At 56.2% G+C, this 25,656-nt stretch carries 25 protein-coding genes; 15 read left to right on the top strand and 10 right to left on the bottom strand.

Annotated elements, in window-relative coordinates:
• Positions 1-17: 17 nt before the first annotated feature.
• Genes rfaP through rfaQ form a run of 3 tightly spaced genes read right to left on the bottom strand, consistent with a single transcriptional unit; the run spans position 18 to position 2,984 of the window.
• Entirely contained in the window at positions 18-815 is a 798-nt protein-coding gene (gene rfaP / locus SOM48_RS17135) for a lipopolysaccharide core heptose(I) kinase RfaP (protein ID WP_319551236.1), read from the bottom strand.
• Positions 808-1,932, bottom strand: coding sequence for a glycosyltransferase family 4 protein (locus SOM48_RS17130; protein WP_320512608.1), 1,125 nt, complete (start codon positions 1,930-1,932; stop codon positions 808-810). The genes rfaP and SOM48_RS17130 overlap by 8 nt, the downstream gene beginning before the upstream one ends.
• A complete protein-coding gene (gene rfaQ / locus SOM48_RS17125) occupies positions 1,932-2,984 on the bottom strand; it encodes a lipopolysaccharide core heptosyltransferase RfaQ (protein WP_076769317.1) in 1,053 nt (350 codons plus the stop codon). Before rfaQ ends, SOM48_RS17130 begins: the two co-directional genes overlap by 1 nt.
• A gap of 386 nt (positions 2,985-3,370) precedes the next feature.
• Here rfaQ and waaA point away from each other — a divergent pair, with 386 nt between their 5' ends.
• Both waaA and coaD read left to right on the top strand, forming a co-directional pair.
• Complete coding sequence (gene waaA / locus SOM48_RS17120; RefSeq protein ID WP_054802713.1) at positions 3,371-4,648, top strand: lipid IV(A) 3-deoxy-D-manno-octulosonic acid transferase; 1,278 nt, start codon at positions 3,371-3,373, stop codon at positions 4,646-4,648.
• 8 nt (positions 4,649-4,656) lie between these two features.
• Complete coding sequence (gene coaD / locus SOM48_RS17115) at positions 4,657-5,136, top strand: pantetheine-phosphate adenylyltransferase (RefSeq protein ID WP_076770294.1); 480 nt, start codon at positions 4,657-4,659, stop codon at positions 5,134-5,136.
• 39 nt (positions 5,137-5,175) lie between these two features.
• On the opposite strand, the gene mutM is transcribed toward coaD, so the two are convergent.
• The 4 genes from mutM to radC form a co-directional block, all read right to left on the bottom strand.
• A complete protein-coding gene (gene mutM, locus SOM48_RS17110; RefSeq protein WP_320512607.1) occupies positions 5,176-5,985 on the bottom strand; it encodes a bifunctional DNA-formamidopyrimidine glycosylase/DNA-(apurinic or apyrimidinic site) lyase in 810 nt (269 codons plus the stop codon).
• Positions 5,986-6,063: 78 nt separating this feature from the next.
• Positions 6,064-6,231 (bottom strand): 50S ribosomal protein L33, encoded by a 168-nt coding sequence (rpmG, locus tag SOM48_RS17105; RefSeq protein ID WP_003024094.1) that lies wholly within the window; start codon positions 6,229-6,231, stop codon positions 6,064-6,066.
• 20 nt (positions 6,232-6,251) lie between these two features.
• On the bottom strand, positions 6,252-6,488 hold the full coding sequence (gene rpmB / locus SOM48_RS17100) for a 50S ribosomal protein L28 (RefSeq protein ID WP_002436699.1): 237 nt from the start codon (positions 6,486-6,488) through the stop codon (positions 6,252-6,254).
• 216 nt (positions 6,489-6,704) lie between these two features.
• Positions 6,705-7,373, bottom strand: coding sequence for a RadC family protein (radC, locus tag SOM48_RS17095; RefSeq protein ID WP_042714990.1), 669 nt, complete (start codon positions 7,371-7,373; stop codon positions 6,705-6,707).
• A gap of 169 nt (positions 7,374-7,542) precedes the next feature.
• Between radC and coaBC the strand changes: the two genes are divergently transcribed.
• From coaBC to SOM48_RS17075, 4 genes are all read left to right on the top strand, one after another.
• A complete protein-coding gene (gene coaBC / locus SOM48_RS17090; protein WP_094418919.1) occupies positions 7,543-8,757 on the top strand; it encodes a bifunctional phosphopantothenoylcysteine decarboxylase/phosphopantothenate--cysteine ligase CoaBC in 1,215 nt (404 codons plus the stop codon).
• On the top strand, positions 8,735-9,193 hold the full coding sequence (gene dut / locus SOM48_RS17085; RefSeq protein ID WP_042714993.1) for a dUTP diphosphatase: 459 nt from the start codon (positions 8,735-8,737) through the stop codon (positions 9,191-9,193). The genes coaBC and dut overlap by 23 nt, the downstream gene beginning before the upstream one ends.
• Positions 9,194-9,317: 124 nt before the next feature.
• Complete coding sequence (slmA, locus tag SOM48_RS17080) at positions 9,318-9,914, top strand: nucleoid occlusion factor SlmA (RefSeq protein ID WP_054802716.1); 597 nt, start codon at positions 9,318-9,320, stop codon at positions 9,912-9,914.
• Positions 9,915-10,098: 184 nt separating this feature from the next.
• Positions 10,099-11,115: an SMP-30/gluconolactonase/LRE family protein gene (locus SOM48_RS17075; protein ID WP_320512605.1), complete on the top strand. Its 1,017-nt coding sequence runs from the start codon at positions 10,099-10,101 to the stop codon at positions 11,113-11,115.
• 35 nt (positions 11,116-11,150) lie between these two features.
• Here SOM48_RS17075 and pyrE read toward each other — a convergent pair whose 3' ends face one another.
• Positions 11,151-11,792, bottom strand: a complete 642-nt coding sequence (pyrE, locus tag SOM48_RS17070) for an orotate phosphoribosyltransferase (RefSeq protein ID WP_320512604.1) — start codon at positions 11,790-11,792, stop codon at positions 11,151-11,153.
• 119 nt (positions 11,793-11,911) lie between these two features.
• Positions 11,912-12,628 carry a ribonuclease PH gene (rph, locus tag SOM48_RS17065; RefSeq protein WP_139567445.1) on the bottom strand — a complete coding sequence of 239 codons (717 nt, stop codon included), beginning with the start codon at positions 12,626-12,628 and terminating at the stop codon, positions 11,912-11,914.
• Between the two features lie 124 nt (positions 12,629-12,752).
• Between rph and SOM48_RS17060 the strand changes: the two genes are divergently transcribed.
• Positions 12,753-13,616, top strand: coding sequence for a YicC/YloC family endoribonuclease (locus tag SOM48_RS17060; protein WP_054802718.1), 864 nt, complete (start codon positions 12,753-12,755; stop codon positions 13,614-13,616).
• Positions 13,617-13,879: 263 nt separating this feature from the next.
• The gene (locus SOM48_RS17055; RefSeq protein WP_042715004.1) at positions 13,880-14,497 is read left to right on the top strand and encodes a trimeric intracellular cation channel family protein; all 618 of its coding nucleotides are present in this window, start codon (positions 13,880-13,882) and stop codon (positions 14,495-14,497) included.
• Here the strand turns inward: SOM48_RS17055 and ligB are convergent.
• Positions 14,491-16,170, bottom strand: a complete 1,680-nt coding sequence (ligB, locus tag SOM48_RS17050) for an NAD-dependent DNA ligase LigB (protein ID WP_320512649.1) — start codon at positions 16,168-16,170, stop codon at positions 14,491-14,493. The two genes, SOM48_RS17055 and ligB, sit on opposite strands and share 7 nt — an antisense overlap.
• A 254-nt stretch (positions 16,171-16,424) precedes the next feature.
• Here ligB and gmk point away from each other — a divergent pair, with 254 nt between their 5' ends.
• The 7 genes from gmk (at position 16,425) to SOM48_RS17015 (ending at position 25,649) form a co-directional block, all read left to right on the top strand.
• Positions 16,425-17,048 carry a guanylate kinase gene (gene gmk, locus SOM48_RS17045; RefSeq protein WP_042715009.1) on the top strand — a complete coding sequence of 208 codons (624 nt, stop codon included), beginning with the start codon at positions 16,425-16,427 and terminating at the stop codon, positions 17,046-17,048.
• 54 nt (positions 17,049-17,102) lie between these two features.
• The gene (gene rpoZ / locus SOM48_RS17040; protein WP_007369481.1) at positions 17,103-17,378 is read left to right on the top strand and encodes a DNA-directed RNA polymerase subunit omega; all 276 of its coding nucleotides are present in this window, start codon (positions 17,103-17,105) and stop codon (positions 17,376-17,378) included.
• A gap of 18 nt (positions 17,379-17,396) precedes the next feature.
• Positions 17,397-19,514 (top strand): bifunctional GTP diphosphokinase/guanosine-3',5'-bis pyrophosphate 3'-pyrophosphohydrolase, encoded by a 2,118-nt coding sequence (spoT, locus tag SOM48_RS17035; protein WP_042715011.1) that lies wholly within the window; start codon positions 17,397-17,399, stop codon positions 19,512-19,514.
• 4 nt (positions 19,515-19,518) lie between these two features.
• Entirely contained in the window at positions 19,519-20,208 is a 690-nt protein-coding gene (gene trmH / locus SOM48_RS17030; protein WP_054802720.1) for a tRNA (guanosine(18)-2'-O)-methyltransferase TrmH, read from the top strand.
• A gap of 3 nt (positions 20,209-20,211) precedes the next feature.
• Positions 20,212-22,293: an ATP-dependent DNA helicase RecG gene (recG, locus tag SOM48_RS17025; RefSeq protein ID WP_054802721.1), complete on the top strand. Its 2,082-nt coding sequence runs from the start codon at positions 20,212-20,214 to the stop codon at positions 22,291-22,293.
• A 125-nt stretch (positions 22,294-22,418) separates the two neighbouring features.
• Positions 22,419-23,804, top strand: a complete 1,386-nt coding sequence (locus SOM48_RS17020; RefSeq protein WP_128481863.1) for a nucleobase:cation symporter-2 family protein — start codon at positions 22,419-22,421, stop codon at positions 23,802-23,804.
• A gap of 123 nt (positions 23,805-23,927) precedes the next feature.
• Positions 23,928-25,649: an AsmA family protein gene (locus SOM48_RS17015; RefSeq protein ID WP_320512648.1), complete on the top strand. Its 1,722-nt coding sequence runs from the start codon at positions 23,928-23,930 to the stop codon at positions 25,647-25,649.
• Positions 25,650-25,656: the final 7 nt, after the last annotated feature.

Raw genomic sequence — 25,656 nt, 5'->3', positions numbered from 1 at the left:
AGTGACCACTTCTCATTTTAGAGAGACTTTCGTTCCGTTCTTTCACGGATCTTTTCGGCCCGGGCCTGCGCTTTCGCTAATAAGCCCGCTTCTTGCTGAACAATCTTTCGCGGCGATGCGGCAAAGTAGACGGTAAGAAAACGCCAGATATCCCGCTGGGTAAGACCAATATTGAGTGAAGAGAAGTAGAGCCCAATCAGATCCTTATCGCGCCAGCGCGTCGGCACATGCGCCCGCATCTGTGCACGGTGAAGATCGATCACCGAGATTTTCAGATGCTGTTCATCGCCCTCAAAAGGCAGATGAAGCAGAAAATGGCAGATATAGCAGTCGCGATGGTTTACGCCAGCCTGGTGCATCTTGCGCACCATGGTCGCAACACGATGAATTATCATCCGTTTAACGCGCGGTTCCGGCGGCGTTGTCAGCCAGTCGGCGCAATAATCTTCCAGGCTAATGGTTGGCGTCAGATCTTCAGTGATAATAAAGGAGGTTTTATTGATAGGGTTGGCACCCTTTTCGCCAAACCCAACGCCGTGCATGGTATCAACACCTGCATCATGCAGACGATGTATGGCTTTCCACTCGCGATCGGCACCCAGCACCGGCAAGCGCAGCGAAAGCAGATTTTTCACTACCTCTTTAAACGCGGTGCCCTGATGCCATTTCAGGAAATAGCTCTTACCGGCAAGTTCAAAACGCAGGGTGCGGCGCGTTTCAAGCTGGCGAAACACCTCTCCCTGTAACTTTTCAACTTCAGTAAACGCATCTTTACCCCGCCAGAGTGTCGCCAGCGGCTCTTTCAATTCAACCATTCACTTCACCCGTAATGATGTCCGCCGCTCTCTCCGGCAGGCTATAAAGATCTTCTGTGTCCGCAAAGTGGCGCGCCCGCGCAGCCCACGCTTCGCGTAAGGCTGGCTCTTGCAGCGCACGCTGTAGCGCCTCGTTCAACGCGGCCTGAGACCATGGCTCCTCAATCACCACGCCGCACTGCGCGCGGGCAATGTAGTGCGCATATCCACAAACGGCGCTGACAATCACCGGCAGGCCAGCTGTTATCGCTTCGAGCAGCACAATACCCGCCGCTTCCTGGTAGGCAGGATGCATCAGCAGATCGGCACCCGCCATCAGTTCAGCTACGTCGCTGCGCCCGGAAAAGAAGTGCACATTCTCTTTGATGCCTGCCTTCGCCGCCTGTGCGGCAAAGCGTCCGGGCTTGTCCTGGCCAACCACAAACAACGTCGTCTTCTTTCTTAATGCTTCTGGCAGGGCGGCAACAGCGGCAAGCGTTCGATCAACGCCTTTCCTGCTGAAATCGGATCCAACCTGTAACAGCCAGAACTGATCGTTCGCGATACCATTCTTTTCACGGTAGATCTGGCGGGCATTGGCGATCTGCTGGCTGTATTTACGATCCGGATAGATCCCCGGCGGCAGAATGTGAAACCTGTCGCTTTCGGTATGGTAGTGGCGTTGAAAATCGCCGATCTGCTTGTCCGTCAGCATCAGCAGCTGCGTCGCTTTCCCTTGTTCAAAGGTCGCTTTCTCAAAGGCGGCATAATGGCGATAGCGAGACGTCAGGCGGTAAAAGAAGCCCTTCTCCTGCGCCACTTTTTCGGCGTAGCAAACGTCGGCCGCATAGTAGACATCAAGGCCCGGCATTTTATTAAAGCCGACCACGCGATCGGCGGGATGCTGCGCCAGATGCGCCACTACCCAGGCGTGATATTCAGCGTTGCGACCGTGGTTGGTGCGCGAGGTGACCGGGACGCGGATCAGCTCAAACCCGGCTGGCACATCGCCTTCCCAGGACTGGACATAAACCCTGACATGATGCTCGCGCCCGGCAACGGTTTGCGCAATACGCATAAAGTCGCGCTGCAGGCCGCCGAACGGAAAATATTTGTATAAGCAGAAAGCGACAATCATCAGGAAACGCCTTCTAAAGAGGGCAGCATTTTCTCTGTTGCCGCGATGACATCTTCTGCCGGAATGACGGAGAGATATTTCTTGTTTCTGTCGAGCTGGCTGCGCGCCGGCATCGGCTGATAATTACCGGCCCAGAACTGAATAATGTTGTCGCTCCACGGGCGCCAGAAAACGTGGTCGGTCGCGCCAAAGAGACAGATAATCGGCGTCTTCACCGCGGCGGCGATATGGCCGGGCGCGGAATCCACGCCAATAAACAGCGCGGCGTGAGCAATTAAGGCACCGAGTTCAGGAAAACGCGTTTTACCCGCCAGAGAAGTGACGGGCCTGCGCGCACATCCGTGGGCAATCTCCTCAACGCAGGCAAGATCGTCCGCACCAGGGCCGGAGGTCAGCACAACGTCATAGCCCCGGGCTTGCAGCGCATCAATCACCTGCGAGAATTTTTCATTGTCCCAGCATTTAAACAGCTGGCGGGCAGTCGGCTGCACAACGACATAGTGCTCGCCAACGCCTGCCTCATTCAGCGCGCTGCGCATACGCTCCCAGTGTTCGGGCGCGTAGCTCATGGTGGTATCACGGCAGAAGTCGGTAATACCCAGCGGAACAAGGGTCGATAAGTTACGTTCTACCGCGTGTTCACCGGCAAACGGCGCGAGATGGGTAAAACTCTTTTTCCAGAAAGCGGACTGCCGATGGGCGTAATCCTGCGAAATTTTCACTTTTGCCGGCAGCGAGCGTACTAGCGGCGCCACGATATGCTGATCCGTCAGGTTGACGATGAGATCGTAATTATTCTTGCGTAATTGGCTCACCAGAGAGAAGAAGTTCTGTATCTTTTCCTTTAAAGGCGCCCCTTTATTGCTCATGCCATAAAGAGCATGAATCTCGGGGTTTTCGGATAAGATTGGCATTGTGTCTTTGTAGAGCAGCATATCAATGCGCGCATCAGGATAGTTGCGTTTTAACGTGCTCACGACCGGCGTGGTCAGCAGCATGTCTCCATGAAAACGCATTTTAATAACCAGAATTCGGTGAAATCGCTTTTCCACAATCGGCTCTTCTTGATGTGATATCCGTGAAAAAATTACAGGCACGCTACCGCCCCAGGCTCGACAGCTACCTGAACACTGATATTGCGCACTTATAGATCTTTTATTGTACCACTTCTTTACCACCAATCCGATCTGAAGCACTTTTCAACAAAGCCCTTAAAAAGATTATAAAAATCATAAATATAGATAAAAATTATTGTTTCATGGTCATAATGGGTTCGCGCTGAAACATTCAATAAACTAGATAAAAATGAAAAAAAATTGATAAGACTGATACAAATAACGTGATAAGAGGTGAATTTGACCGATTTCAGCAAAAGTAATAGCAATGGCGGTACTAAATACATAAAATCCCCAGCACATTCCTAAGCCTGCAACGTACTATGCTCCAATTGCTCTACACCACACTGCTGTACATCATTCAGCCGCTGATTTGGGTGCGGTTGTGGGTGCGTGGTGCAAAAGCTCCGGCTTACCGCAAACGCTGGGGTGAGCGCTATGGCTTCTACAATAAGCCGTTGAAAGCAGGCGGCATCATGCTGCACTCCGTCTCGGTCGGCGAAACACTGGCGGCGATTCCGCTGGTGCGCGCCTTACGTCACCGTTATCCCGATTTACCCATTACCGTCACTACCATGACGCCAACCGGCTCCGAGCGCGTGATGTCAGCATTCGGCGGCGACGTTCAGCATGTCTATCTGCCTTACGATCTGCCCGGTGCGCTAAACCGTTTCCTTGATAAGGTCGACCCCAAGCTGGTGTTGATTATGGAAACCGAGCTGTGGCCCAATCTGATTAGCGCACTGCATAAACGAAACATTCCGCTGGTGATTGCTAACGCCCGTCTCTCGGCGCGCTCCGCCGCTGGCTATGCGAAGCTGGGTAAATTTATTCAGAAGCTCCTGCGCAAAATTACGCTGATTGCCGCGCAGAACAGCGAAGATGGCGACCGTTTTATCGCACTTGGCGCCAAACGCAATCAGCTTACCGTAACCGGCAGCCTGAAGTTTGATATCTCTGTCACACCGCAGCTTGCCTCCCGCGCTGTCGCCCTGCGTCGTCAGTGGGCACCGCATCGTCCGGTGTGGATTGCTACCAGCACCCACGAAGGCGAAGAGAGCATCATGCTGCTCGCGCATCAGGCCTTGCTAAAACAGTTTCCTGATTTACTCTTGATTCTGGTTCCACGTCATCCTGAACGCTTCCCTGACGCCGTGAATATGGTGCGGGAGGCGGGTTTGAGTTTCATTACGCGCTCTTCCGGCGAGATCCCCTCTGCCAGCACGCAGGTGGTGGTTGGCGATACGATGGGCGAGCTGATGCTGCTTTACGGCATTGCCGATTTGGCCTTTGTCGGCGGGTCGCTGGTAGAGCGAGGCGGTCATAATCCTCTTGAAGCTGCCGCGCATGCGATCCCGGTGTTGATGGGGCCGCATACGTTCAACTTCAAAGATATCTGCGCGCGGTTAACGCAGGCTGATGGGTTGATCACCGTAAACGACGTGGATGCCCTCATCAAAGAGATTACCTCTTTGTTGACCGATGAAGATTACCGGAATTTTTACGGTCGCCACGCAGTGGAAGTGCTCTACCAGAACCAGGGCGCTCTGCAGCTTCTGTTGCAACTGCTGGAACCCTATCTGCCACCTAAAGCGCAATAAGGTTGATTATGCAAAAGCGGGCGATCTACCCTGGTACGTTTGATCCCATCACTAACGGGCATATCGATATTGTGACCCGTGCCGCCGCGATGTTTGATGAGCTGATACTGGCGATTGCTGCCAGCCCAAGCAAAAAGCCGATGTTCAGCCTTGATGAGCGCGTTGCGCTGGCGCAAGAAGCAACGGCGCATCTGCAAAATGTTACGGTAGTCGGTTTTAGCGATCTGATGGCTAACTTCGCGCGTGACCAGCAGGCCACGATTTTGATCCGCGGTCTGCGTGCGGTGGCGGATTTTGAGTATGAGATGCAGCTGGCGCATATGAACCGGCATCTGATGCCGACTCTGGAAAGTGTCTATTTAATGCCGTCGAAAGAGTGGTCGTTTATCTCCTCTTCGCTGGTCAAAGAGGTGGCGCGCCATCAGGGCGACGTCGCGCATTTCCTGCCGCAGCCGGTTCACCAGGCGCTGCTTGATAAGCTGAAGTAAGCTTCGATGCCGGATAGCTTATCCGGCTTTACTCCACACCTATTTCTGGCACTGACGACAGTAGAACGTCGAGCGCTGCGCATGTTTTGCCGCCACGATTGGCGTACCGCAGATGCGACACGGCTGCCCTTCTCGCCCGTAAACCTGCAACTCCTGTGCGAAGTAACCCGGTTTGCCGTCGCTTTGCAGGAAGTCTTTCAGCGTTGTCCCGCCCTGCTCAATGGAGCGTAACAGCACCGCTTTGATCACGCGCACTAGCAGTTCGTAATCCTGCTGCGAGAGGGATGAAGCGAGCCGATCGGGATGGATCCCGGCGGCAAACAGCGATTCGCTGGCATAAATATTCCCGACGCCCACCACCAGCTTGTTATCCATCAGCCAGGGTTTGATCGCTGTTTTCTTCTTCGCGCACTTCTTCCGCAGATAGTCGGCATTAAACGCATCGCTCAGCGGCTCCGGGCCGAGATGCGCCAGCACGTTATGTCCTTCCAGCTCTTTGGTCCACAGCCAGGCGCCAAAACGACGCGGATCGGTGTAACGCAGCACTTTGCCGTTGCTCATCACCAGATCGACATGGTCATGTTTTTGGGCGGGGAGTTCGTGGGGAAGAATACGCAGACTGCCGGACATACCGAGGTGAATGATGATCCAGCCATCCGGCAGCTCAAGCAGCAGGTATTTAGCGCGTCGCTGCACGCTGAGCACCGGTTTGTCGCTCAGGCTGTGGATCTCTTCGGAAACAGGCCAGCGTAAGCGGCCGTTACGTACCACCGCATGCAGGATGGTTTCACCGACCAGGTGCGGTTCAATGCCTCTGCGGCTGGTTTCAACTTCAGGTAATTCAGGCATCTCATCTCCGGCTTTTTGCGGGCTATCAGAAATGCAAAAACCCCGACAGTGCGGGGTTTTTGTTCAAGAAAACTAAAATTATTTAATTTTAGCTTCTTTGTACAGCACGTGCTGACGGACAACTGGATCGAACTTTTTCAGTTCCAGTTTTTCCGGCTTAGTACGTTTGTTCTTCGTGGTGGTGTAGAAGTGACCAGTACCAGCGGAAGAAACCAGCTTGATTTTCTCACGAATACCTTTAGCCATGATTTATATCCTTTAAGTACTTAGTACTTTTCGCCACGGGCACGCAGTTCAGACAGAACTGTATCGATGCCTTTCTTATCAATTACACGCATACCTTTAGCAGATACACGCAGGGTGACAAAACGCTTTTCGCTCTCAACCCAAAAACGGTGAGAGTGCAGGTTCGGCAGGAAACGGCGTTTAGTCGCGTTCAGTGCGTGGGAACGGTTATTACCGGTCACCGGACGCTTGCCAGTAACTTGGCAGACTCGGGACATGTCTATTCTCCAAAAATCAAATTAGCTCGAGCTTCGTATGGGGTATTGGCGCCTCGTCAGGCTTTACAGCCCGGTCATCGCAGTTCTATGTGAACTCTCGATTGCCAGGCCCAAATGCCAAACCCGAGATTCTCAAAGGTGGCGTAGTATACGCTGACTCGGCGGTGTGCTCAAGTCCCGAACAGACAAAGATCCCGATGGATCGCGCAAAGTGGTCTAAATCCAACCGCGTTCCGCAAAAGAAACGCACTCGCCGCGACCAATGACCAGATGATCAATAACGCGAATGTCCATGAGTTGGCAGCATTTTATCACTCGCTCGGTGATGGCCTTATCTGCTCTGCTGGGCTCAGCATTACCCGAGGGGTGATTATGCGCGAGGATCACGCCGACCGCATTGAATTTTATCGCTTCGCGCAAAATTTCTCGCGGATGCACCTCAACGTGGTTAATCGTGCCGGAAAATAGCCGGGCATGTTTGATGATGCGGTTGCGGTTATCAAGCAGGATCACCATAAAGACCTCCCGCTCTTCGTTCGCCAGCTGGCTCTGCAAAAACTCCCGCACCATCTCCGGGCTGAGCAGAGAGCTCTCCTCGGCAATACGCGCGTTGTAGGAGCGCCTCGCCAGTTCGCCGATACCCCTGAGCTGCGCATATTTGGCGACGCCAATGCCCGAGATAAACCGGAACTCATCATAGTCGGCACAGAGCAGAGAGTGGAGCGAGCTAAAGTGGTTTAACATCTCGCGCGCAACGGTAAGTACGCTTTTCCCGCACGCGCCGGTGCGTAAAAACAGCGCCAGTAACTCAACGTCCGTAAGAGACTCAACGCCCAGCTGCATCATCTTTTCGCGCGGCTTTTGAGGAATCAACACAATCGCCATATCCACACCTCCCTGTCAGAAACTCATGTTGCCACATCCGGGAATGCTCATCGAATGGCACTTTTCAACGCTGCGTAGTGCCTCGCAAAGTGGTTTACGGGCATAGGCACGACGACATCAGGATTGTGATAAAATCCCCAACCTCTGGCGAATCCAACGGGAAAGAATCATGACAACTCTGGCGGGTAAAAAAATTGTCCTTGGCGTAAGCGGCGGTATCGCGGCCTATAAAGCGCCTGAGCTGGTGCGTCGCTTGCGCGATCGCGGCGCGGAAGTCCGCGTGGCGCTGACCGAGGCCGCCAAAGCCTTTATCACACCGCTGAGTCTGCAGGCCGTTTCCGGTTACCCGGTCTCCGACAGCCTGCTCGACCCCGCTGCGGAAGCGGCAATGGGGCATATCGAGTTGGGTAAATGGGCCGATCTGGTGATTCTGGCACCCGCCACCGCTGATTTAATCGCCCGTGTCGCGGCGGGTATGGCAAACGATCTGGTCTCAACCATCTGCCTGGCCACCCCGTCACCGGTTGCGGTTGTTCCGGCGATGAATCAGCAGATGTACCGCAACGCCGCTACCCAGCACAATTTACAGGTGCTGGCTTCGAGAGGCCTGCTGTTGTGGGGGCCAGACAGCGGCAGCCAGGCGTGCGGTGATGTCGGCCCGGGCCGCATGCTCGATCCGCTGACCATCGTTGATATGGCCGCGGCTCACTTCTCACCGGTCAAGGATTTGCAACATCTGAACATTATGATTACCGCCGGTCCGACCCGCGAACCGCTGGATCCGGTGCGCTACATCACTAATCTCAGCTCCGGCAAAATGGGCTTCGCCATTGCTGAAGCGGCCGCGAAGCGCGGCGCGAATGTGACGCTGGTTTCAGGCCCGGTGTCGCTGCCTACGCCCGCCTATGTTCAGCGCGTGGATGTGACCACCGCCCTTGAGATGGAGGCGGCGGTACAGCAACGCGCCCAGCAGCAGCATATTTTTATCGGTTGTGCAGCGGTCGCAGACTACCGCGCCAGCGAGATCGCGCCGGAGAAAATTAAAAAGCAAGGCGATGAAATCACAATAAAAATGGTGAAAAACCCCGATATCGTCGCCGGCGTCGCGGCGCTCACCAGCCATCGACCTTATGTTGTTGGGTTTGCCGCGGAAACGAATAATGTGGAAGAATACGCCCGGCAGAAACGCGCCCGCAAAAACCTCGACCTGATTTGCGCCAACGATGTTTCGCAATCTAATCAAGGCTTTAATAGCGACAACAACGCATTACATCTGTTCTGGCAAGATGGCGATAAGCGCTTGCCGCTGGAGCGCAAAGCGCTGCTGGGACACCTATTACTGGACGAGATTGTTACCCGTTATGATGAAAAAAATCGACGTTAAGATTCTGGACCCGCGCGTGGGTGAGCAGTTCCCGCTGCCGACCTATGCCACCTCCGGCTCCGCCGGTCTTGACCTGCGCGCCTGTCTGGATGACGCCGTAGAGCTGGCGCCAGGCGACACCACGCTGCTGCCGACTGGTCTGGCGATTCACATTGCCGACCCAACGCTTGCAGCCGTGATTCTGCCGCGCTCGGGCCTGGGTCATAAACATGGCGTGGTACTGGGCAACCTGGTGGGGCTGATTGATTCCGATTACCAGGGGCAACTGATGGTCTCCGTCTGGAACCGCGGGAAAGAGAGCTTCACCATTGTGCCTGGCGAGCGTATCGCGCAGATGGTCTTTGTACCGGTGGTGCAGGCTGAATTTAACCTGGTGGAAGAGTTCGATGCCACCGTGCGTGGCGAAGGCGGCTTTGGCCACTCCGGGCGTCAATAATCCGCGCTATTTAACGCATTACACAACACTATAACGCGATAAGATGACCGCAAATGCCAGGCATTTGCGGCCGTTGTGTGGTTGCTCGCCTGACAAGTGATTATTTTCTGGGGTTTTTTAGAACATGGCAGAAAAACAGACTGCGAAAAAGAATCGCCGTGAGGAAATACTTCAATCTCTGGCGTTAATGCTGGAATCCAGCGATGGAAGCCAACGTATTACCACGGCGAAACTGGCGGCATCGGTCGGCGTCTCTGAAGCCGCGCTGTATCGTCACTTTCCCAGCAAAACACGCATGTTCGATAGCCTGATCGAGTTTATCGAAGATAGCCTGATTACCCGCATCAACCTGATTTTAAAAGATGAAAAAGACACGACTGCGCGTTTGCGTCTGATTGTCTTACTGATTCTGGGCTTCGGCGAACGTAACCCCGGCCTGACCCGCATCATGACCGGTCATGCGCTGATGTTTGAGCAGGATCGCCTGCAAGGGCGCATTAACCAGCTGTTTGAGCGTATCGAAGCGCAGCTGCGCCAGGTACTGCGCGAACGCAAAATGCGTGAAGGCGAAGGGTATGTGACCGACGAAACGCTGCTGGCAAGCCAGTTGCTGGCCTTCTGTGAAGGGATGCTGTCGCGCTATGTGCGCAGCGAGTTCAAATATAGCCCGACCGAAGATTTTGACGCGCGCTGGCCGCTGTTACTTCTGCAATTACAGTAATCACCCTATGCAGCCTCTGTGGCTGCATTCGCATTTCCCGCCATTCTGTGTAAAAGCCCAACGTAATTCGTAACAATGCCAGATGTGGCACCCTTCCCGATTCTCTACGCTCCTTCAGGCACCTGGTTATTCCTGAAACAAATCACCGCTTCGATACCCTACAAAAGCAAGAAGGAGAGACCGGATGGCAACATCTCGTCGGGAACTGTTAAAGCTGAGCGGTATCGCTACCGCTTCCCTGTTACTGAGTCAAAAGAGCTTCGCTGCCTGGACACCTGCACCGCGCTACCCCGATCCGCGCGTGGTCGCGCTTGATGACGCGTTTCGCGCGTACATGGTCTCCAGCGCGAAAGTGGAGCAAATCGCCACCGGCTGTCGCTGGGCGGAAGGGCCGGTATGGTTTGGTGATATGCGCATGCTGCTCTGGAGCGACATTCCCAATAATTCGGTGATGCGCTGGGATGAGCAGACCGGCGAGACCGCTGTTTTTCGCAAACCAGCAAATAACGCCAATGGTCATGCCCGCGATCGCCAGGGGCGATTGATCAGCTGTGAGCACTATACACGGCGCATTACGCGCACGGAGTACGACGGCACCATCACAGTGCTGGCGGATAGCTTCGATGGTAAGCCGCTCAACTCGCCGAACGATCTCGCGGTCAAATCAGACGGTTCAATCTGGTTTACCGACCCGCCATTTGGCATTACCGGTTTTTATGAAGGACATAAAGCCGAGCCGCAGCTGCCGCAGAATGTTTATCATCTCGATCCGCAGACCCGCAAGCTGGAAGTGGTGCTGGGCGATGTGCGCGGGCCGAATGGCATCTGCTTCTCGCCGGACGAGAAAACCCTCTATGTGGTGGAGAGCCGTGCCACGCCTAATCGTTTAATACTGGCGTGGGACATTGTCGACGGGCAGTTACAAAATAAGCGGGTGCATATTGATTGTGGCAACGGCACCGCGGACGGTATCGCCTGCGATGTTGACGGCAATTTATGGTGCGGATGGGGGATGGGCAGCGACGAGCTGGATGGTGTTCGGGTGTTTAACCCGCAGGGCAAAGCGATTGGCATGATTCATCTGCCCGAGCGCTGCGCGAATCTCTGCTTCGGCGGCGAGCAGCGAAACCGGCTTTTTATGGCAGCCAGCACTTCGATTTACGCCCTGTATGTTAACACGCAGGGCGCACAGCTTCTGTAAGACGAAACCCGGCAGGCCTGCTGCCGGGTAGCTACTCAGACGCCGTACTCTTCGCGATACGCACGCACGGAAGCGACCAGACCGGCCAACTCCGGTTTCTCTTCCAGATAATCCACCAGGTCATTCAGCGTAATGATGGAAATAACCTTGCAGCCGTAATCACGCTCAACTTCCTGAATTGCAGAGATCTCTGCACGGCCGCGCTCCTGACGATCGAGCGAGATCAGCACGCCAGCAAGGGTCGCGCCGTTAGCCTGAATAATCTCCATCGACTCGCGGATCGCTGTCCCGGCGGTGATCACATCATCCACCAGCATCACACGGCCCTGCAGCGCGCTGCCGACCAGGTTACCGCCTTCGCCATGATCTTTGGCTTCTTTACGGTTAAAGCAGTAAGGCACATCGCGCTCATGATGCTCTGCCAGCGCTACCGCGGTGGTGGTCGCAATCGGTATGCCTTTATAAGCCGGGCCAAACAGCAGATCGAAATCAATCCCGGAATCCATTAACGCTTCAGCGTAAAAACGGCCTAACAGCGCCAGATCGCGCCCGGTATTAAAGAGCCCGGCATTAAAGAAATAGGGGCTTTTGCGCCCGGATTTCAGCGTGAACTCGCCGAACTTCAGTACCTGTTTGTTAAGCGCAAATTCAATAAACTGACGCTGGTACGCTTTCATGGATCCGCTCCTCTTCCTGTTTTGATGATTTAAAATTTAGCAAAGTGCGTTGCGCAGACTGCAGGGTTGAAGCCCGAATGTTGCGCAAAAAAAAGGGCGACTCATCGTCGCCCTCAAAATCAATTTTCTAACGCCGCTTTTTGCGCCGCGACAATGGACTCAATGCCCCCTCGGGCTAGCGCCAGCATCGCGAGCAATTCGTCGTGGGTGAAGGGTTCGCCCTCTGCGGTGCCCTGAACTTCGATCATACGGCCATCTTCGGTCATCACGACGTTCATGTCGGTCTCAGCCGCTGAGTCTTCAACATACTCCAGATCGCACACCGCTTCGCCATTGACGATGCCCACAGAGACGGCCGCGACCATGCCTTTCATCGGGTTGGTCTTCAGCTTGCCTGCGGCAACGAGTTTGTTTAGCGCATCGGCCAGCGCCACGCACGCACCGGTGATCGACGCAGTACGGGTACCGCCATCGGCCTGCAAAACATCGCAATCGAGGGTGATAGTAAATTCGCCAAGCGCTTTCAGATCGACCGCCGCGCGCAGTGCACGCGCGATCAGGCGCTGGATCTCCATGGTACGTCCGCCCTGCTTGCCCTTCGCCGCTTCACGAGCGTTACGGGTGTGGGTCGAACGCGGCAACATGCCATATTCGGCAGTGATCCAGCCTTGGCCCTGGCCTTTGAGGAAGCGTGGAACACCTTCGTCGATGGAGGCGGTGCAGAGCACTTTGGTGTCGCCAAATTCCACCAGCACGGAACCTTCTGCGTGTTTTGTGTAGTTACGGGTCAGGGTGACGGGGCGCACTTGAGTGGCGCTTCGGCCTGCTGGACGCATGATGATTTCTCCGGCTGTTACGAATGTGGCTGCGCATTATACTGGCTAACCCTGGTTATTCCTATCCTGATAAGGCCACCAAAGCTATAATCCCCCGCATCTCTCCTTCAAAACGGGAACGACTATGATCCGCAGTATGACCGCCTACGCCCGGCGTGAAATCAAGGGTGCATGGGGCTCCGCCTCCTGGGAACTGCGCTCGGTTAACCAGCGTTATCTGGAAACTTACTTCCGCCTGCCGGAACAATTCCGCAGCCTTGAACCGGTTGTCCGCGAGCGTCTGCGTACCCGTCTGACCCGCGGTAAAGTGGAATGCACCTTACGCTTTGAGCCGGACGCCAGCGCACAGGGCGAACTGATTCTGAATGAAAAACTGGCTAAGCAGCTGGTCACCGCCGCTAACTGGGTAAAAATGCAGAGCGACGAGGGTGAAATTAATCCGGTCGATATTCTGCGCTGGCCTGGCGTGATGGCGGCTCAGGAGCAGGATCTCGATGCGATTACCGCTGAAATCCTTGCCACGCTGGATGGCGCACTGGACGACTTTATCGTCGCCCGTGAAACCGAAGGACAGGCGCTGAAAGCGCTGATCGAGCAGCGTCTGCAAGGCGTCAGCACCGAAGTCAACAACGTGCGCGCCCATATGCCGCACATCCTGCAATGGCAGCGTGAGCGCCTGGTCAGCAAACTGGAAGAGGCGCAGGTGCAGCTGGAAAACAACCGCCTCGAGCAAGAGCTGGTGATGATGGCGCAGCGTATCGACGTTGCCGAAGAGCTGGACAGGCTCGAAGCGCATGTGAAAGAGACCTACAACATCCTGAAGAAGAAGGAAGCTGTAGGTCGCCGCCTCGACTTTATGATGCAGGAGTTCAACCGCGAGTCGAATACGCTGGCCTCTAAATCAATCAATGCGGAAGTGACCAACTCGGCTATTGAGCTGAAAGTGCTTATTGAGCAGATGCGCGAGCAGATTCAGAATATCGAATAAGCCTCTCGTCTCATTAAAAGGTCCGCGAGGGCCTTTTTTTGTATCCAGTCACCCACATATTATTTATTGATAACTGCTTTATTATTTCGGCGAACATTACAGACGAAACTTATTAAATAAAAATAAAATCAATGATATATATAACATAGCCTATCACATTACACATTAACCTAACTAATCCGAAACACCGCTCGTTAGAAAATCTCAATAGCCCTCTTCCTGCTTAATCATTACCCTGCCCGCACTGAATTTATGGGGGCGGCATGCTGTTACACATTCTCTATCTGATCGGCATCACTGCCGAAGCCATGACCGGCGCGCTGGCCGCCGGGCGACGTCGTATGGACACCTTTGGCGTCATTATTATTGCCACCGCGACCGCGCTTGGCGGCGGTTCGGTGCGCGATATCCTGCTTGGCCACTATCCGCTCGGCTGGGTGAAGCACCCGGAGTATGTGATCATCGTTGCTGTCGCAGCGGTGCTGACCACAATCTTTGCCCCCGTAATGCCCCACCTGCGCCGCCTGTTTCTGGTGCTGGACGCACTCGGCCTGGTGGTGTTTTCTATTATCGGGGCGCAAATCGCGCTCGATATGGGCGAAGGCCCGATTATCGCCGTGATTGCGGCCGTTATCACCGGCGTCTTTGGCGGCGTGCTGCGCGATATGTTCTGTAAGCGCATTCCTCTCGTCTTCCAGAAAGAACTCTATGCCGGGATCGCGTTTGCTGCCGCCGTGTTCTATATCGCGCTGAGCCATGTCGTTACCAACCATGACATCGTGGTGATTACCACCCTGCTGTTTGGCTTTACCAGCCGCCTGCTGGCGATTCGCTGGAAGCTGGGTCTGCCAGTGTTTCACTATAAGCATAATGCTCACTGAAAGGCCTTTACGCCCTGCTTCGCAAGCCAGGCCGTGAGTTGCTCAATCGCCGGCTCGCGGATAAAAGCCACAACCTGCCGCGCTTTCTCTTTGCCGATGGCCGGCAGTTGTTGCCAGGCCAGCTCATCCCGGCTGCGCATCTGCCGCCATGAAGCATCGCCCGCCGCATTGATCGCCGATTGTGGCAGCGGCGTACCGAGCGCGTGAAGCCAGCGGCTTAGCGGCCTCTCACGCGTTAAGGAAAAACGGTGCCAGAGTTGCAGCCCGCGCGCGGGCGACATTCCGGGTGTCGTCTGCAACTGCTCTTTGGTCAGCGCCAGCCAGGAGAAAAGATGCTCAAAATGGTGCGTCTGGTGCAGCGTTCGCCAGCCGCTCTCGCTCAATCCAGCTATCTCCAGCGCCTTGTCAGAACTAAGCCAGGAGAGGCGGGCAATAAACTGTTGCTGGCAATCCGGCGTGGCATAAAAACAGCTCAGCGGCGTAAAGCGAGCTTGTGGCGGTGTGGGTGGCTGTCGAACAAGGTTGCGCCAGACCACGCGCTCCACGCGTGGGATCCCCTGCCCGGCAAGGGTGACGGCAATATGGTCGCCCGGTGCGATATCTAACGACTGCCAGCGCTGAATGGACCCAATATTCACGCGCTGCACGCGCTTATCATCCAGTTTTACCGGCTCCAGCAGCGCAACAACGGAAATTTTCCCGGTCCGCCCGATGGCAAACTGAATATCCTCTACCGCTGCCACCTCTTCTACCGGTTCATACTTCCAGGCCACCACCCAGTCGCTTTGACCAGGTAACCACGCTTTGCCCGCAGGCTCTGCACTGGTGCGCACCACCACGCCATCCGTGACGAAGGGCAGCGGCGAGGTGAACCAGTGCTGGCGAAGACGCTCCACCTCCTGCACGCTGTTGACCGGCGCGCTGTAGTAGTGCGCCTCTTCAAAGCCCGCCTTTTTCAGTGCCACCAACCGCTGCGCTAAAGTGGCTGGGCCATCGGGCCAGGCCCAGACAAAAAAAGCGAGGTCATTAAGCAACTCCGGGTTGTCGTGCCGCATCATCGCGCCGGCGACTTTTGCTCGGGCATTAAGACCTCCGGCCTGTTTTTGGATATGCTCCTTACGGCGTAAATAGAGTTCACCCTGCAAGACGCTATTCGCCAGCGCACCGGTGACGGTTTTCGGGATCGCGGGGATGGCCTGCGCCTTTGCTGTCCACTCCTCACCCGCAAGGCCATTACCCCGGCTGATAGCCTGTGCCAGCCTGCCGTTGCGATAGACCAGCGTGACGGCAACGCCATCCACTTTCGGCTGTACCCACAGATCCTGCTTTCCCCTCATCCACTGCTGCAACGCCCATTTATCCGCCAGTTTGCGTACCCCGGTATGGGCAACCGGATGGGCAACATTGCCGCCCGGCAAAGCAGGCGCAACGTTTGCGGATGTCATGTTGAAACAGCGCTGCCAGTTCGCCAGGCGCGCGCTCATCCGATCGTAAACATCATCGCTCACCGCGCTTGCGCCTCTGGACCAGTAATCGTCGTTCCATCTGCTGAGCTGCTGTTTCAGGCGCGTTACCTCCTCCTGCGCCCGTGATGGCGACCAGACCGGGCAAGCCGCCAGGCTAAACGCACTCCATAGCAGTAGAAAAATAGTTATCCCAACGCTTCTCCACATCATGCCTCTCCCTTGTGATTGCGGAGTGGTTATAACGCTGCGCTTGAGCGCTTTCGAGTGGGAAAAAGGCAGGATGCGAGCGGGCTTCCGGGAAACTTACATGGCAATGAAAACGTGCATAAAAATCAGGAAAGCAGTACGCAAAATCGAATCATTGACAGGAAAACGGGTGACAAAAGCTACGTCACGTAGCGGCGATGTGTATAATAGGCACGTATGTAAGTTCCTATCGCATTCACATACAAAAGACTCTCATGGCTCAAGGCACGCTCTATATTGTTTCCGCCCCCAGCGGCGCGGGTAAATCAAGCCTCATCCAGGCTTTGCTGAAAACCCAACCGTTATACGACACGCAAGTTTCTGTTTCGCACACCACGCGCGCACCGCGCCCGGGTGAAGTGCACGGTGAACACTATTTCTTCGTTAATCACGATGAGTTCAAAGCGATGATTAGTGAGGATGCGTTTCTTGAGCATGCCGAAGTGTTCGGCAACTATTACGGCACCTCGCGCGCGACGATTGAGCAAGTGCTCTCAACGGGCGTCGATGTGTTTCTTGATATCGACTGGCAGGGCGCGCAGCAAATTCGCACCCGCATGCCGCAGGCGCGCAGCATCTTTATTCTGCCGCCGTCGAAGCTGGAGCTGGATCGCCGCCTGCGTGGCCGCGGCCAGGATAGCGAAGAGGTGATCGCGAAACGTATGGCGCAGGCGGTTGCCGAAATGAGCCATTACGCCGAGTATGATTACCTGATTGTGAATGATGATTTCGATACCGCCTTGGGCGATCTGAAAACCATTATTCGCGCTGAACGTCTGCGCATGAGCCGCCAAAAGCAGCGACATGACGCTTTAATCAGCAAACTATTGGCAGACTGAGCCTGGTTTCAGTATCATGCCCAGTCATTTCTTCACCTGTGGAGCATTTTAAGTATGGCACGCGTAACTGTTCAGGACGCTGTAGAGAAAGTTGGTAACCGTTTTGACCTGGTGCTGGTCGCCGCGCGTCGCGCTCGTCAGATGCAGGTTGGCGGTAAAGATCCGTTAGTACCGGAAGAAAACGATAAAACCACCGTTATCGCGCTGCGCGAAATCGAAGAAGGTCTGATTAACAACCAGATCCTTGATGTACGTGAGCGCCAGGAACAGCAAGAGCAGGAAGCCGCAGAACTGCAGGCTGTTACCGCCATTGCTGAAGGTCGTCGTTAATTAACCTGCAGGTCACCCTTGTATCTGTTTGAAAGCCTGAATCAGCTGATTCAAAACTATCTGCCTGAAGACCAGATCAAACGTCTCAGGCAGGCGTATCTCGTTGCACGTGACGCTCACGAGGGTCAGACACGTTCAAGCGGTGAACCTTATATCACGCACCCGGTAGCGGTGGCCTGTATTCTGGCCGAGATGAAACTCGACTACGAAACGCTGATGGCCGCGCTGCTGCATGACGTGATTGAAGATACCCCCGCCACCTACCAGGATATGGAGCAGCTCTTTGGCAAAAGCGTTGCCGAGCTGGTGGAGGGTGTCTCCAAGCTGGATAAGCTCAAATTCCAGGATAAAAAAGAGGCGCAGGCGGAAAACTTTCGCAAGATGATCATGGCGATGGTGCAGGATATCCGCGTCATCCTTATCAAGCTTGCCGACCGCACCCACAACATGCGCACGCTGGGCTCCCTTCGCCCGGACAAGCGTCGCCGCATCGCCCGTGAAACCCTCGAAATCTACAGTCCGCTGGCGCACCGTTTAGGTATCCATCACATCAAAACCGAGCTGGAAGAGCTGGGCTTTGAGGCGCTCTACCCGAACCGCTATCGCGTGATCAAAGAAGTGGTAAAAGCCGCGCGCGGCAACCGCAAAGAGATGATTCAAAAAATCCTCTCGGAAATCGAAGGGCGTTTACAGGAAGCGGGTATTCCCTGCCGCGTCAGCGGGCGGGAAAAGCACCTTTACTCCATCTACTGCAAGATGGTGCTGAAAGAGCAGCGTTTTCACTCGATCATGGATATTTACGCCTTCCGCGTCATTGTTCACGATCTCGATACCTGCTATCGCGTACTCGGTCAGATGCATAGTCTTTACAAGCCGCGTCCTGGCCGCGTAAAAGACTATATCGCCATCCCCAAGGCGAACGGCTATCAATCCCTCCATACCTCAATGATTGGCCCGCACGGCGTACCGGTCGAGGTGCAGATCCGTACTGAAGATATGGATCAAATGGCGGAGATGGGGGTTGCCGCGCACTGGGCTTATAAAGAGCACGGCGAAAGCAGCACCACCGCGCAAATCCGCGCCCAGCGCTGGATGCAGAGCCTGCTGGAGCTGCAACAGAGCGCCGGTAGCTCGTTTGAATTTATCGAAAGCGTTAAATCTGATCTCTTTCCCGATGAGATTTATGTTTTCACCCCCGAAGGCCGCATTGTCGAACTGCCTGCTGGCGCGACGCCAGTGGATTTCGCCTATGCGGTGCACACGGATATCGGTCACGCCTGCGTTGGCGCGCGCGTCGATCGCCAGCCCTACCCGCTGTCGCAATCGCTCTCCAGTGGCCAGACGGTGGAGATTATCACCGCGCCGGGCGCCCGTCCGAATGCCGCCTGGCTGAACTTTGTCGTCAGCTCGAAAGCGCGCGCGAAGATCCGCCAGATGCTGAAGAACCTCAAGCGCGACGACTCCGTAAGCCTCGGCCGTCGTCTGCTGAATCACGCGCTGGGCGGAAGCCGCAAGCTGGCGGAAATTCCGCAGGAGCATATTCAGCGCGAGCTGGAGCGTATGCGGCTGGCGTCGCTTGACGATCTGCTGGCGGAAATCGGCCTTGGCAACGCGATGAGCGTTGTGGTGGCGAAAAATCTGCAGCAGGGGGAAGCCACGCCAGGCACCGCAGCACCGACTGGCGCAAACACCGCGCACCTGCCGATTAAAGGCGCAGACGGCGTGCTGATCACCTTCGCCAAATGCTGCCGCCCGATCCCTGGCGACCCGATTGTCGCCCACGTCAGCCCCGGTAAAGGGCTGGTTATCCACCATGAATCCTGCCGTAATATTCGTGGCTACCAGAAAGAGCCAGAGAAGTTTATGGCCGTGGAGTGGGATAAAGAGACGGCGCAAGAGTTTATCACCGAGATCAAGGTGGATATGTTTAACCACCAGGGCGCGCTGGCGAACCTGACGGCGGCCATTAACACCGCCACTTCCAATATTCAGAGCCTGAATACGGAAGAGAAAGATGGCCGCGTTTATAGCGCGTTCATCCGCCTGACGGCGCGCGATCGCGTTCATCTGGCGAATATCATGCGTAAAATCCGCGTGATGCCGGATGTGATTAAAGTCACCCGTAACCGAAACTGATTGTATGAATGCTCAGCGTTATGCGCGAATCCGCGAGATGCTCGCCAGGCGTCAGCCGGATCTGACGGTCTGCATGGAGCAGGTCCACAAACCTCATAACGTCTCTGCCATTATCCGTACTGCGGATGCCGTCGGCGTGCATGAAGTGCACGCTGTCTGGCCGGGGAACCGCATGCGCACCATGGCCTCTTCCGCCGCGGGCAGCAACAGCTGGGTGGATGTTAAAACTCACCGTACCATTGAAGACGCCGTTGGCGTGCTCAAGCAGCGCGGCATGCAGATCCTTGCCACCCACCTGTCGGATAAAGCCGTCGATTTCCGTGAAATCGACTATACCCGTCCAACCTGTATTTTGATGGGTCAGGAGAAAACCGGGATCACTCAGCAAGCACTGGATCTCGCGGATCGGGATATCATCATTCCGATGACGGGCATGGTGCAGTCGCTCAATGTCTCCGTAGCCTCGGCGCTCATTCTCTACGAAGCGCAGCGCCAGCGGCAAAACGCCGGCATGTATAAGCGTGAAAACAGCATGTTGCCGGACGCCGAGCAGCAGCGCCTGCTGTTCGAAGGCGGCTACCCTGTGCTTGCCCGCGTCGCGAAACAAAAAGGCCTGCCTTACCCTCATGTGAATAATGAGGGGCAGATTGAAGCCGACCCGACGTGGTGGGCTACCATGCAGGCTTCGAGGTAACCGATGAAAGGGAAGCTGCTCGATGCGGTGCCACTGAGTTCATTGACCGGCGTTGGCGCGGCGCAGAGCAGCAAGCTGGCGAAAATTGGCCTGCACACCGTTCAGGATCTGCTGTTACACCTTCCCCTGCGTTACGAAGATCGAACCCAACTCTACCCCATCGCCGACCTGCTGCCGGGCATTTACGCCACGGTGGAGGGCGAAGTGCTGAACTGTAACGTCACTTTCGGCGGTCGCCGGATGATGACCTGCCAGATAAGCGACGGCTCCGGCATGCTGACCATGCGCTTTTTCAACTTCAACGCGGCGATGAAAAACAGCCTTGCGGTTGGCCGCCGCGTGCTGGCTTATGGCGAAGCGAAACGTGGAAAGTATGGCGCGGAGATGATCCACCCGGAGTATAAGGTGCAGGGCGATCTCAGCACTCCGGAGCTTCAGGAGACGCTGACGCCGGTCTACCCAACGACCGAAGGCGTTAAGCAGGCCACGCTGCGCAAATTAACCGATCAAGCGCTGGAGCTGCTGGCAACCTGCGCCATCAGCGAACTGCTGCCGCCCGAGCTGGCGCAGGGTTTGATGAGCCTGCCGGAGGCGCTGCATACGCTGCATCGCCCGCCGCCTTCGCTGCAATTAAGCGAACTGGAGAGCGGGCAGCACCCCGCTCAGCGCCGACTAATTCTCGAAGAGCTATTGGCTCATAACCTGAGCATGCTGGCGCTGCGCGCCGGTGCGCAGCGTTACCATGCGCAGTCGCTCGCCGCTAACGATACGTTAAAAGAGCAACTGCTCGCCTCCCTGCCCTTTAAACCAACCGGCGCACAGGCGCGGGTGGTGGCGGAAATTGAACGCGACATGGCGCTGGATATGCCGATGATGCGCCTGGTCCAGGGCGACGTTGGCTCCGGTAAAACGCTGGTGGCCGCACTCGCGGCGCTACGCGCTATCGCCAATGGCAAGCAGGTGGCGATGATGGCGCCCACCGAATTGCTGGCAGAGCAGCACGCCAATAACTTCCGCGCGTGGTTTGCGCCGCTCGGTATCGAAGTTGGCTGGCTGGCGGGCAAGCAGAAAGGCAAAGCCCGCCTGGCGCAGCAAGAGGCGATTGCCAGCGGGCAGGTGCAGATGATCGTCGGCACCCACGCTATTTTCCAGGAGCAGGTGCAGTTTAACGGCCTGGCACTGGTGATCATTGATGAGCAGCACCGCTTTGGCGTGCACCAGCGGCTGGCGCTGTGGGAAAAGGGGCAGCAGCAGGGCTTTCATCCCCATCAGCTAATTATGACCGCCACGCCAATCCCGCGAACGCTGGCGATGACGGCCTATGCCGATCTCGATACTTCGGTGATTGATGAACTGCCGCCGGGCCGTACGCCGGTGACCACGGTTGCCATTCCCGATACGCGTCGCAGCGAGATTATCGATCGCGTGCGCAGCGCCTGCACCGGCGAAGGTCGCCAGGCCTACTGGGTTTGTACACTAATTGAAGAGTCTGATCTGCTGGAAGCCCAGGCGGCGGAAGCGACATGGGAAGAGTTAAAGCTGGCTCTGCCGGAGCTGAACGTCGGGCTGGTGCATGGCCGCATGAAGCCGACCGAGAAACAGGCAGTGATGCAGGCCTTTAAACAGGGCGAGCTTCATCTGCTGGTCGCCACTACAGTCATTGAGGTTGGCGTGGATGTACCGAACTCCAGCCTGATGATTATTGAGAACCCTGAACGCCTTGGTCTTGCGCAACTCCACCAGCTACGCGGGCGCGTCGGACGTGGCGCGGTGGCCTCACACTGTGTGCTGCTCTACAAATCCCCGCTGTCGAAAACCGCGCAAAAGCGCCTGCAGGTGCTGCGCGACAGCAACGACGGCTTTGTGATTGCGCAAAAAGATCTCGAGATCCGCGGCCCGGGCGAACTGCTGGGCACCCGCCAGACGGGCAATGCCGAATTCAAAGTTGCCGATCTGCTGCGCGACCAGGCAATGATCCCCGAAGTTCAGCGCGTTGCGCGCCATATTCACGAACGTTACCCGCAGCTGGCAGAAGCGCTGATTGACCGCTGGATGCCGGAAACGGAACGCTACTCCAACGCCTGATTTTTAGAACCTGATGGTGTGAGATCAACCTCCCTTAGAAAAGTATGCTTCCAGCCGAAGCAACCGTTTGCTTTTACCATTCAGTCCGATAAAATCAGCGCTTTTCCATCAGGGGATAGCTTGAGATGTCCGTAAACACCATCGAGTCGGAAAATGCGCAACCGGTTGCGCAGACTCAACCCAGCGAATTGATCTACCGCCTTGAAGATCGTCCCCCGCTGCCGCAAACGCTGTTTGCTGCGCTGCAACACCTGCTGGCAATGTTCGTTGGCGTGATCACGCCCGCGCTGCTGATCTGCCAGGCGCTGGGTTTACCGGCTCAGGACACTCAACATATTCTCAGCATGTCGCTCTTCGCTTCCGGCGTCGCGTCGCTGATTCAAATTAAAGCCTGGGGCCCGGTCGGCTCCGGGCTGCTCTCAATCCAGGGCACCAGCTTTAACTTCGTGGCACCGCTGATTATGGGCGGCACGGCGCTGAAAACCGGTGGTGCCGATGTGCCGACGATGATGGCGGCGCTGTTTGGCACCTTGATGCTGGCAAGCTGCACCGAGATGGTTATCTCGCGTATTCTGCCGCTGGCGCGCCGCATTATCACCCCGCTGGTTTCCGGCGTAGTGGTGATGATTATCGGCCTGTCACTGATTCAGGTTGGGCTGACCTCCGTCGGTGGCGGCTTCGCGGCCATGGGCAACCATACCTTTGGCGCGCCGAAAAACCTGCTGCTGGCAGGCGTGGTGCTCGGGCTGATTATCCTGCTTAACCGCCAGCGCAACCCCTATCTGCGCATTGCCTCACTGGTGATCGCGATGGCGGTCGGCTATGTGCTGGCGATGTTTATGGGTATGTTGCCGGAGTACAACGCGCCGGAGAGTACCTTTATGGTGCCGACGCCGCTCTATTACGGGCTGAGCATTGACTGGAGCCTGCTGCTGCCGCTGATGTTGGTCTTTATGATCACCTCCCTGGAGACCATCGGCGATATCACTGCCACTTCCGATGTCTCTGAACAGCCTGTTACCGGCCCGCTCTACATGAAGCGGCTGAAGGGTGGCGTGCTGGCAAATGGCCTTAACTCCTTTGTCTCTGCGGTGTTCAATACCTTTCCCAACTCCTGCTTTGGTCAGAATAACGGCGTGATCCAGCTGACCGGCGTCGCCAGCCGTTATATCGGCTTCTTTATCGCGGTGATGCTGATGGTGCTCGGCCTTTTCCCGGCGGTAAGCGCGTTTGTGCAGCAGTTACCGGAACCGGTACTCGGCGGCGCCACGCTGGTGATGTTCGGCACTATCGCCGCCTCCGGCGTGCGCATCGTCTCCCGCGAACCGCTCAACCGCCGTGCGATCCTGATTATCGCGCTGTCGCTGGCGGTAGGTTTAGGCGTGTCGCAGCAGCCGCAGATCCTGCAATTTGCGCCGGACTGGCTGAAAAACCTGCTCTCCTCCGGCATCGCAGCAGGCGGGATCACCGCTATCGTCCTGAACCTCATCTTCCCACCGGAAAAAGAGTAAATTACCTCGCGCGGCAACAGAGCATCCTCTGTTGCCGCCGCAATTTCCTTTCATCATTCCTCCCTTGAGCATCGTGCACAATTCGTGCATAACTCCCTTACGGTCACGTGAGGGAGGAAGATGATGAAATTTCTTGGGAAGCTGCTGTTAGCGGTCGTTATTATCCTGTTTGTGCTGCTGCTGGCGGCCTACTTCCTGCTGCAAACCCGCTGGGGCGCGACGCAAGCGAGCCAGTGGATCAGCGACAACAGCGATTATCACCTCACGTTCGATTCCGTTGACCACCGCTTCTCTTCCCCTTCTCATCTGGTATTAAAAGGCGTCAGCTTCGGCCGCAAAGGCCAGCCAGCAACGCTGGTGGCGAAAATGGTAGATATCGGCCTCAGCAGCCGACAACTCACTGACCCGCTGCATGCCGACACCATTCTGCTACAGGACGGTACGCTTAACCTCTCCCCAACCGCCGCGCCGCTGCCTTTCCAGGCCGATCGCCTGCAACTGCGCAACATGGCCTTCAACAGCCCGGCAACCGGCTGGGAGTTAAGCGCGCAGCGCGTTACCGGCGGTATCTCACCCTGGCAGCCAGCCGCAGGTAATGTGATCGGCAGTAAAGCCCAGTTGCAGATGAGCGCCGGTTCGCTGACGTTAAATGGCGTTCCCGCCAGTAACGTGCTGATTCAGGGCAGTATTGATAAAGATGTGGTGACCTTAACCACTATCGGTGCCGATATGGCACGCGGCTCGCTCACGGGTGATGCAAAGCGCAGCGCCGACGGCAGCTGGGTGGTGAATAATCTGCGTCTTAACGATATTCGTCTGCAAAGCGATAAGTCGCTGCAGGATTTCTTTGCCCCGCTCACCACCCTGCCTTCGCTGAAAATCGGCCGTGTGGAAGTGACCGACGCCACCTTGCAAGGGCCTGAGTGGGCAGTGACCGACCTCGATCTTAGCCTGCGCAACCTGACCTTCAAGAAGGGCGACTGGGAGAGCGAAGAGGGCAAACTGTCGATGAATGCCAGCGAGTTTATCTACGGTTCGCTGCACTTTTTCGACCCGATTCTGAATGCCAGCTTCTCCCCGCAGGGCATCGCGCTGCAGCAATTCACCTCCCGCTGGGAAAACGGCATGGTGCGCACCTCCGGTAACTGGTATCGCACAGGCAAGGCGCTAGTGCTGGACGATGCGGCGTTTGCCGGGCTGGAATACACGCTGCCGGCGAACTGGAAACAGCTGTGGATGGACGATCTGCCCCCATGGCTGAACAGCCTGGTGCTGAAAAAATTCAGCGCCAGCCGCAACCTGGTGATTGATATCGATTCGACATTCCCGTGGCAGCTCACCGCGCTGGATGGGTATGGCAACAATTTGCAGCTGGTGCGCGAACGGAAATGGGGTGTCTGGAGTGGGAATGCGAAGCTGAACGCTGCCGCAGGCACCTTTAACCGCGTCGATGTCCGCCGCCCGTCGCTGGCGCTCAACGCCAATAGCAACACGGTCAATATCACCGAACTTAGCGCCTTTACCGGTCAGGGGCTGCTGGAAGCAAGAGCGGTGGTTGCGCAAACGCCGGACCGCAGCGTCAATGTCAGCCTCAACGGGCGCGGCGTGCCGGTCAATGTATTGCAGGCGTGGGGCTGGCCCGCATTGCCGATTGATGGCGAAGGTAATTTACAGTTAACCGCCAGCGGCCAGGTGCGCGCCGAAGCACCGTTAAAACCCTCCGTCAACGGCGAGTTACAGGCGGTGAACGCGCAAAAACAGCAGATTAAGCAGAGCATGCACAGCGGCACGGTGAGCAGCGCGGGTGCCGTTGCGCCAGACGCCGCGCCGCAGGCGACGCCGTAAAACCGTG

It is taken from the genome of Kosakonia sp. CFBP8986, from assembly GCF_034044935.1.
GTDB classification, from domain to species: domain Bacteria; phylum Pseudomonadota; class Gammaproteobacteria; order Enterobacterales; family Enterobacteriaceae; genus Kosakonia; species Kosakonia cowanii.
This window is presented reverse-complemented; position numbering and strand designations above follow the sequence as displayed.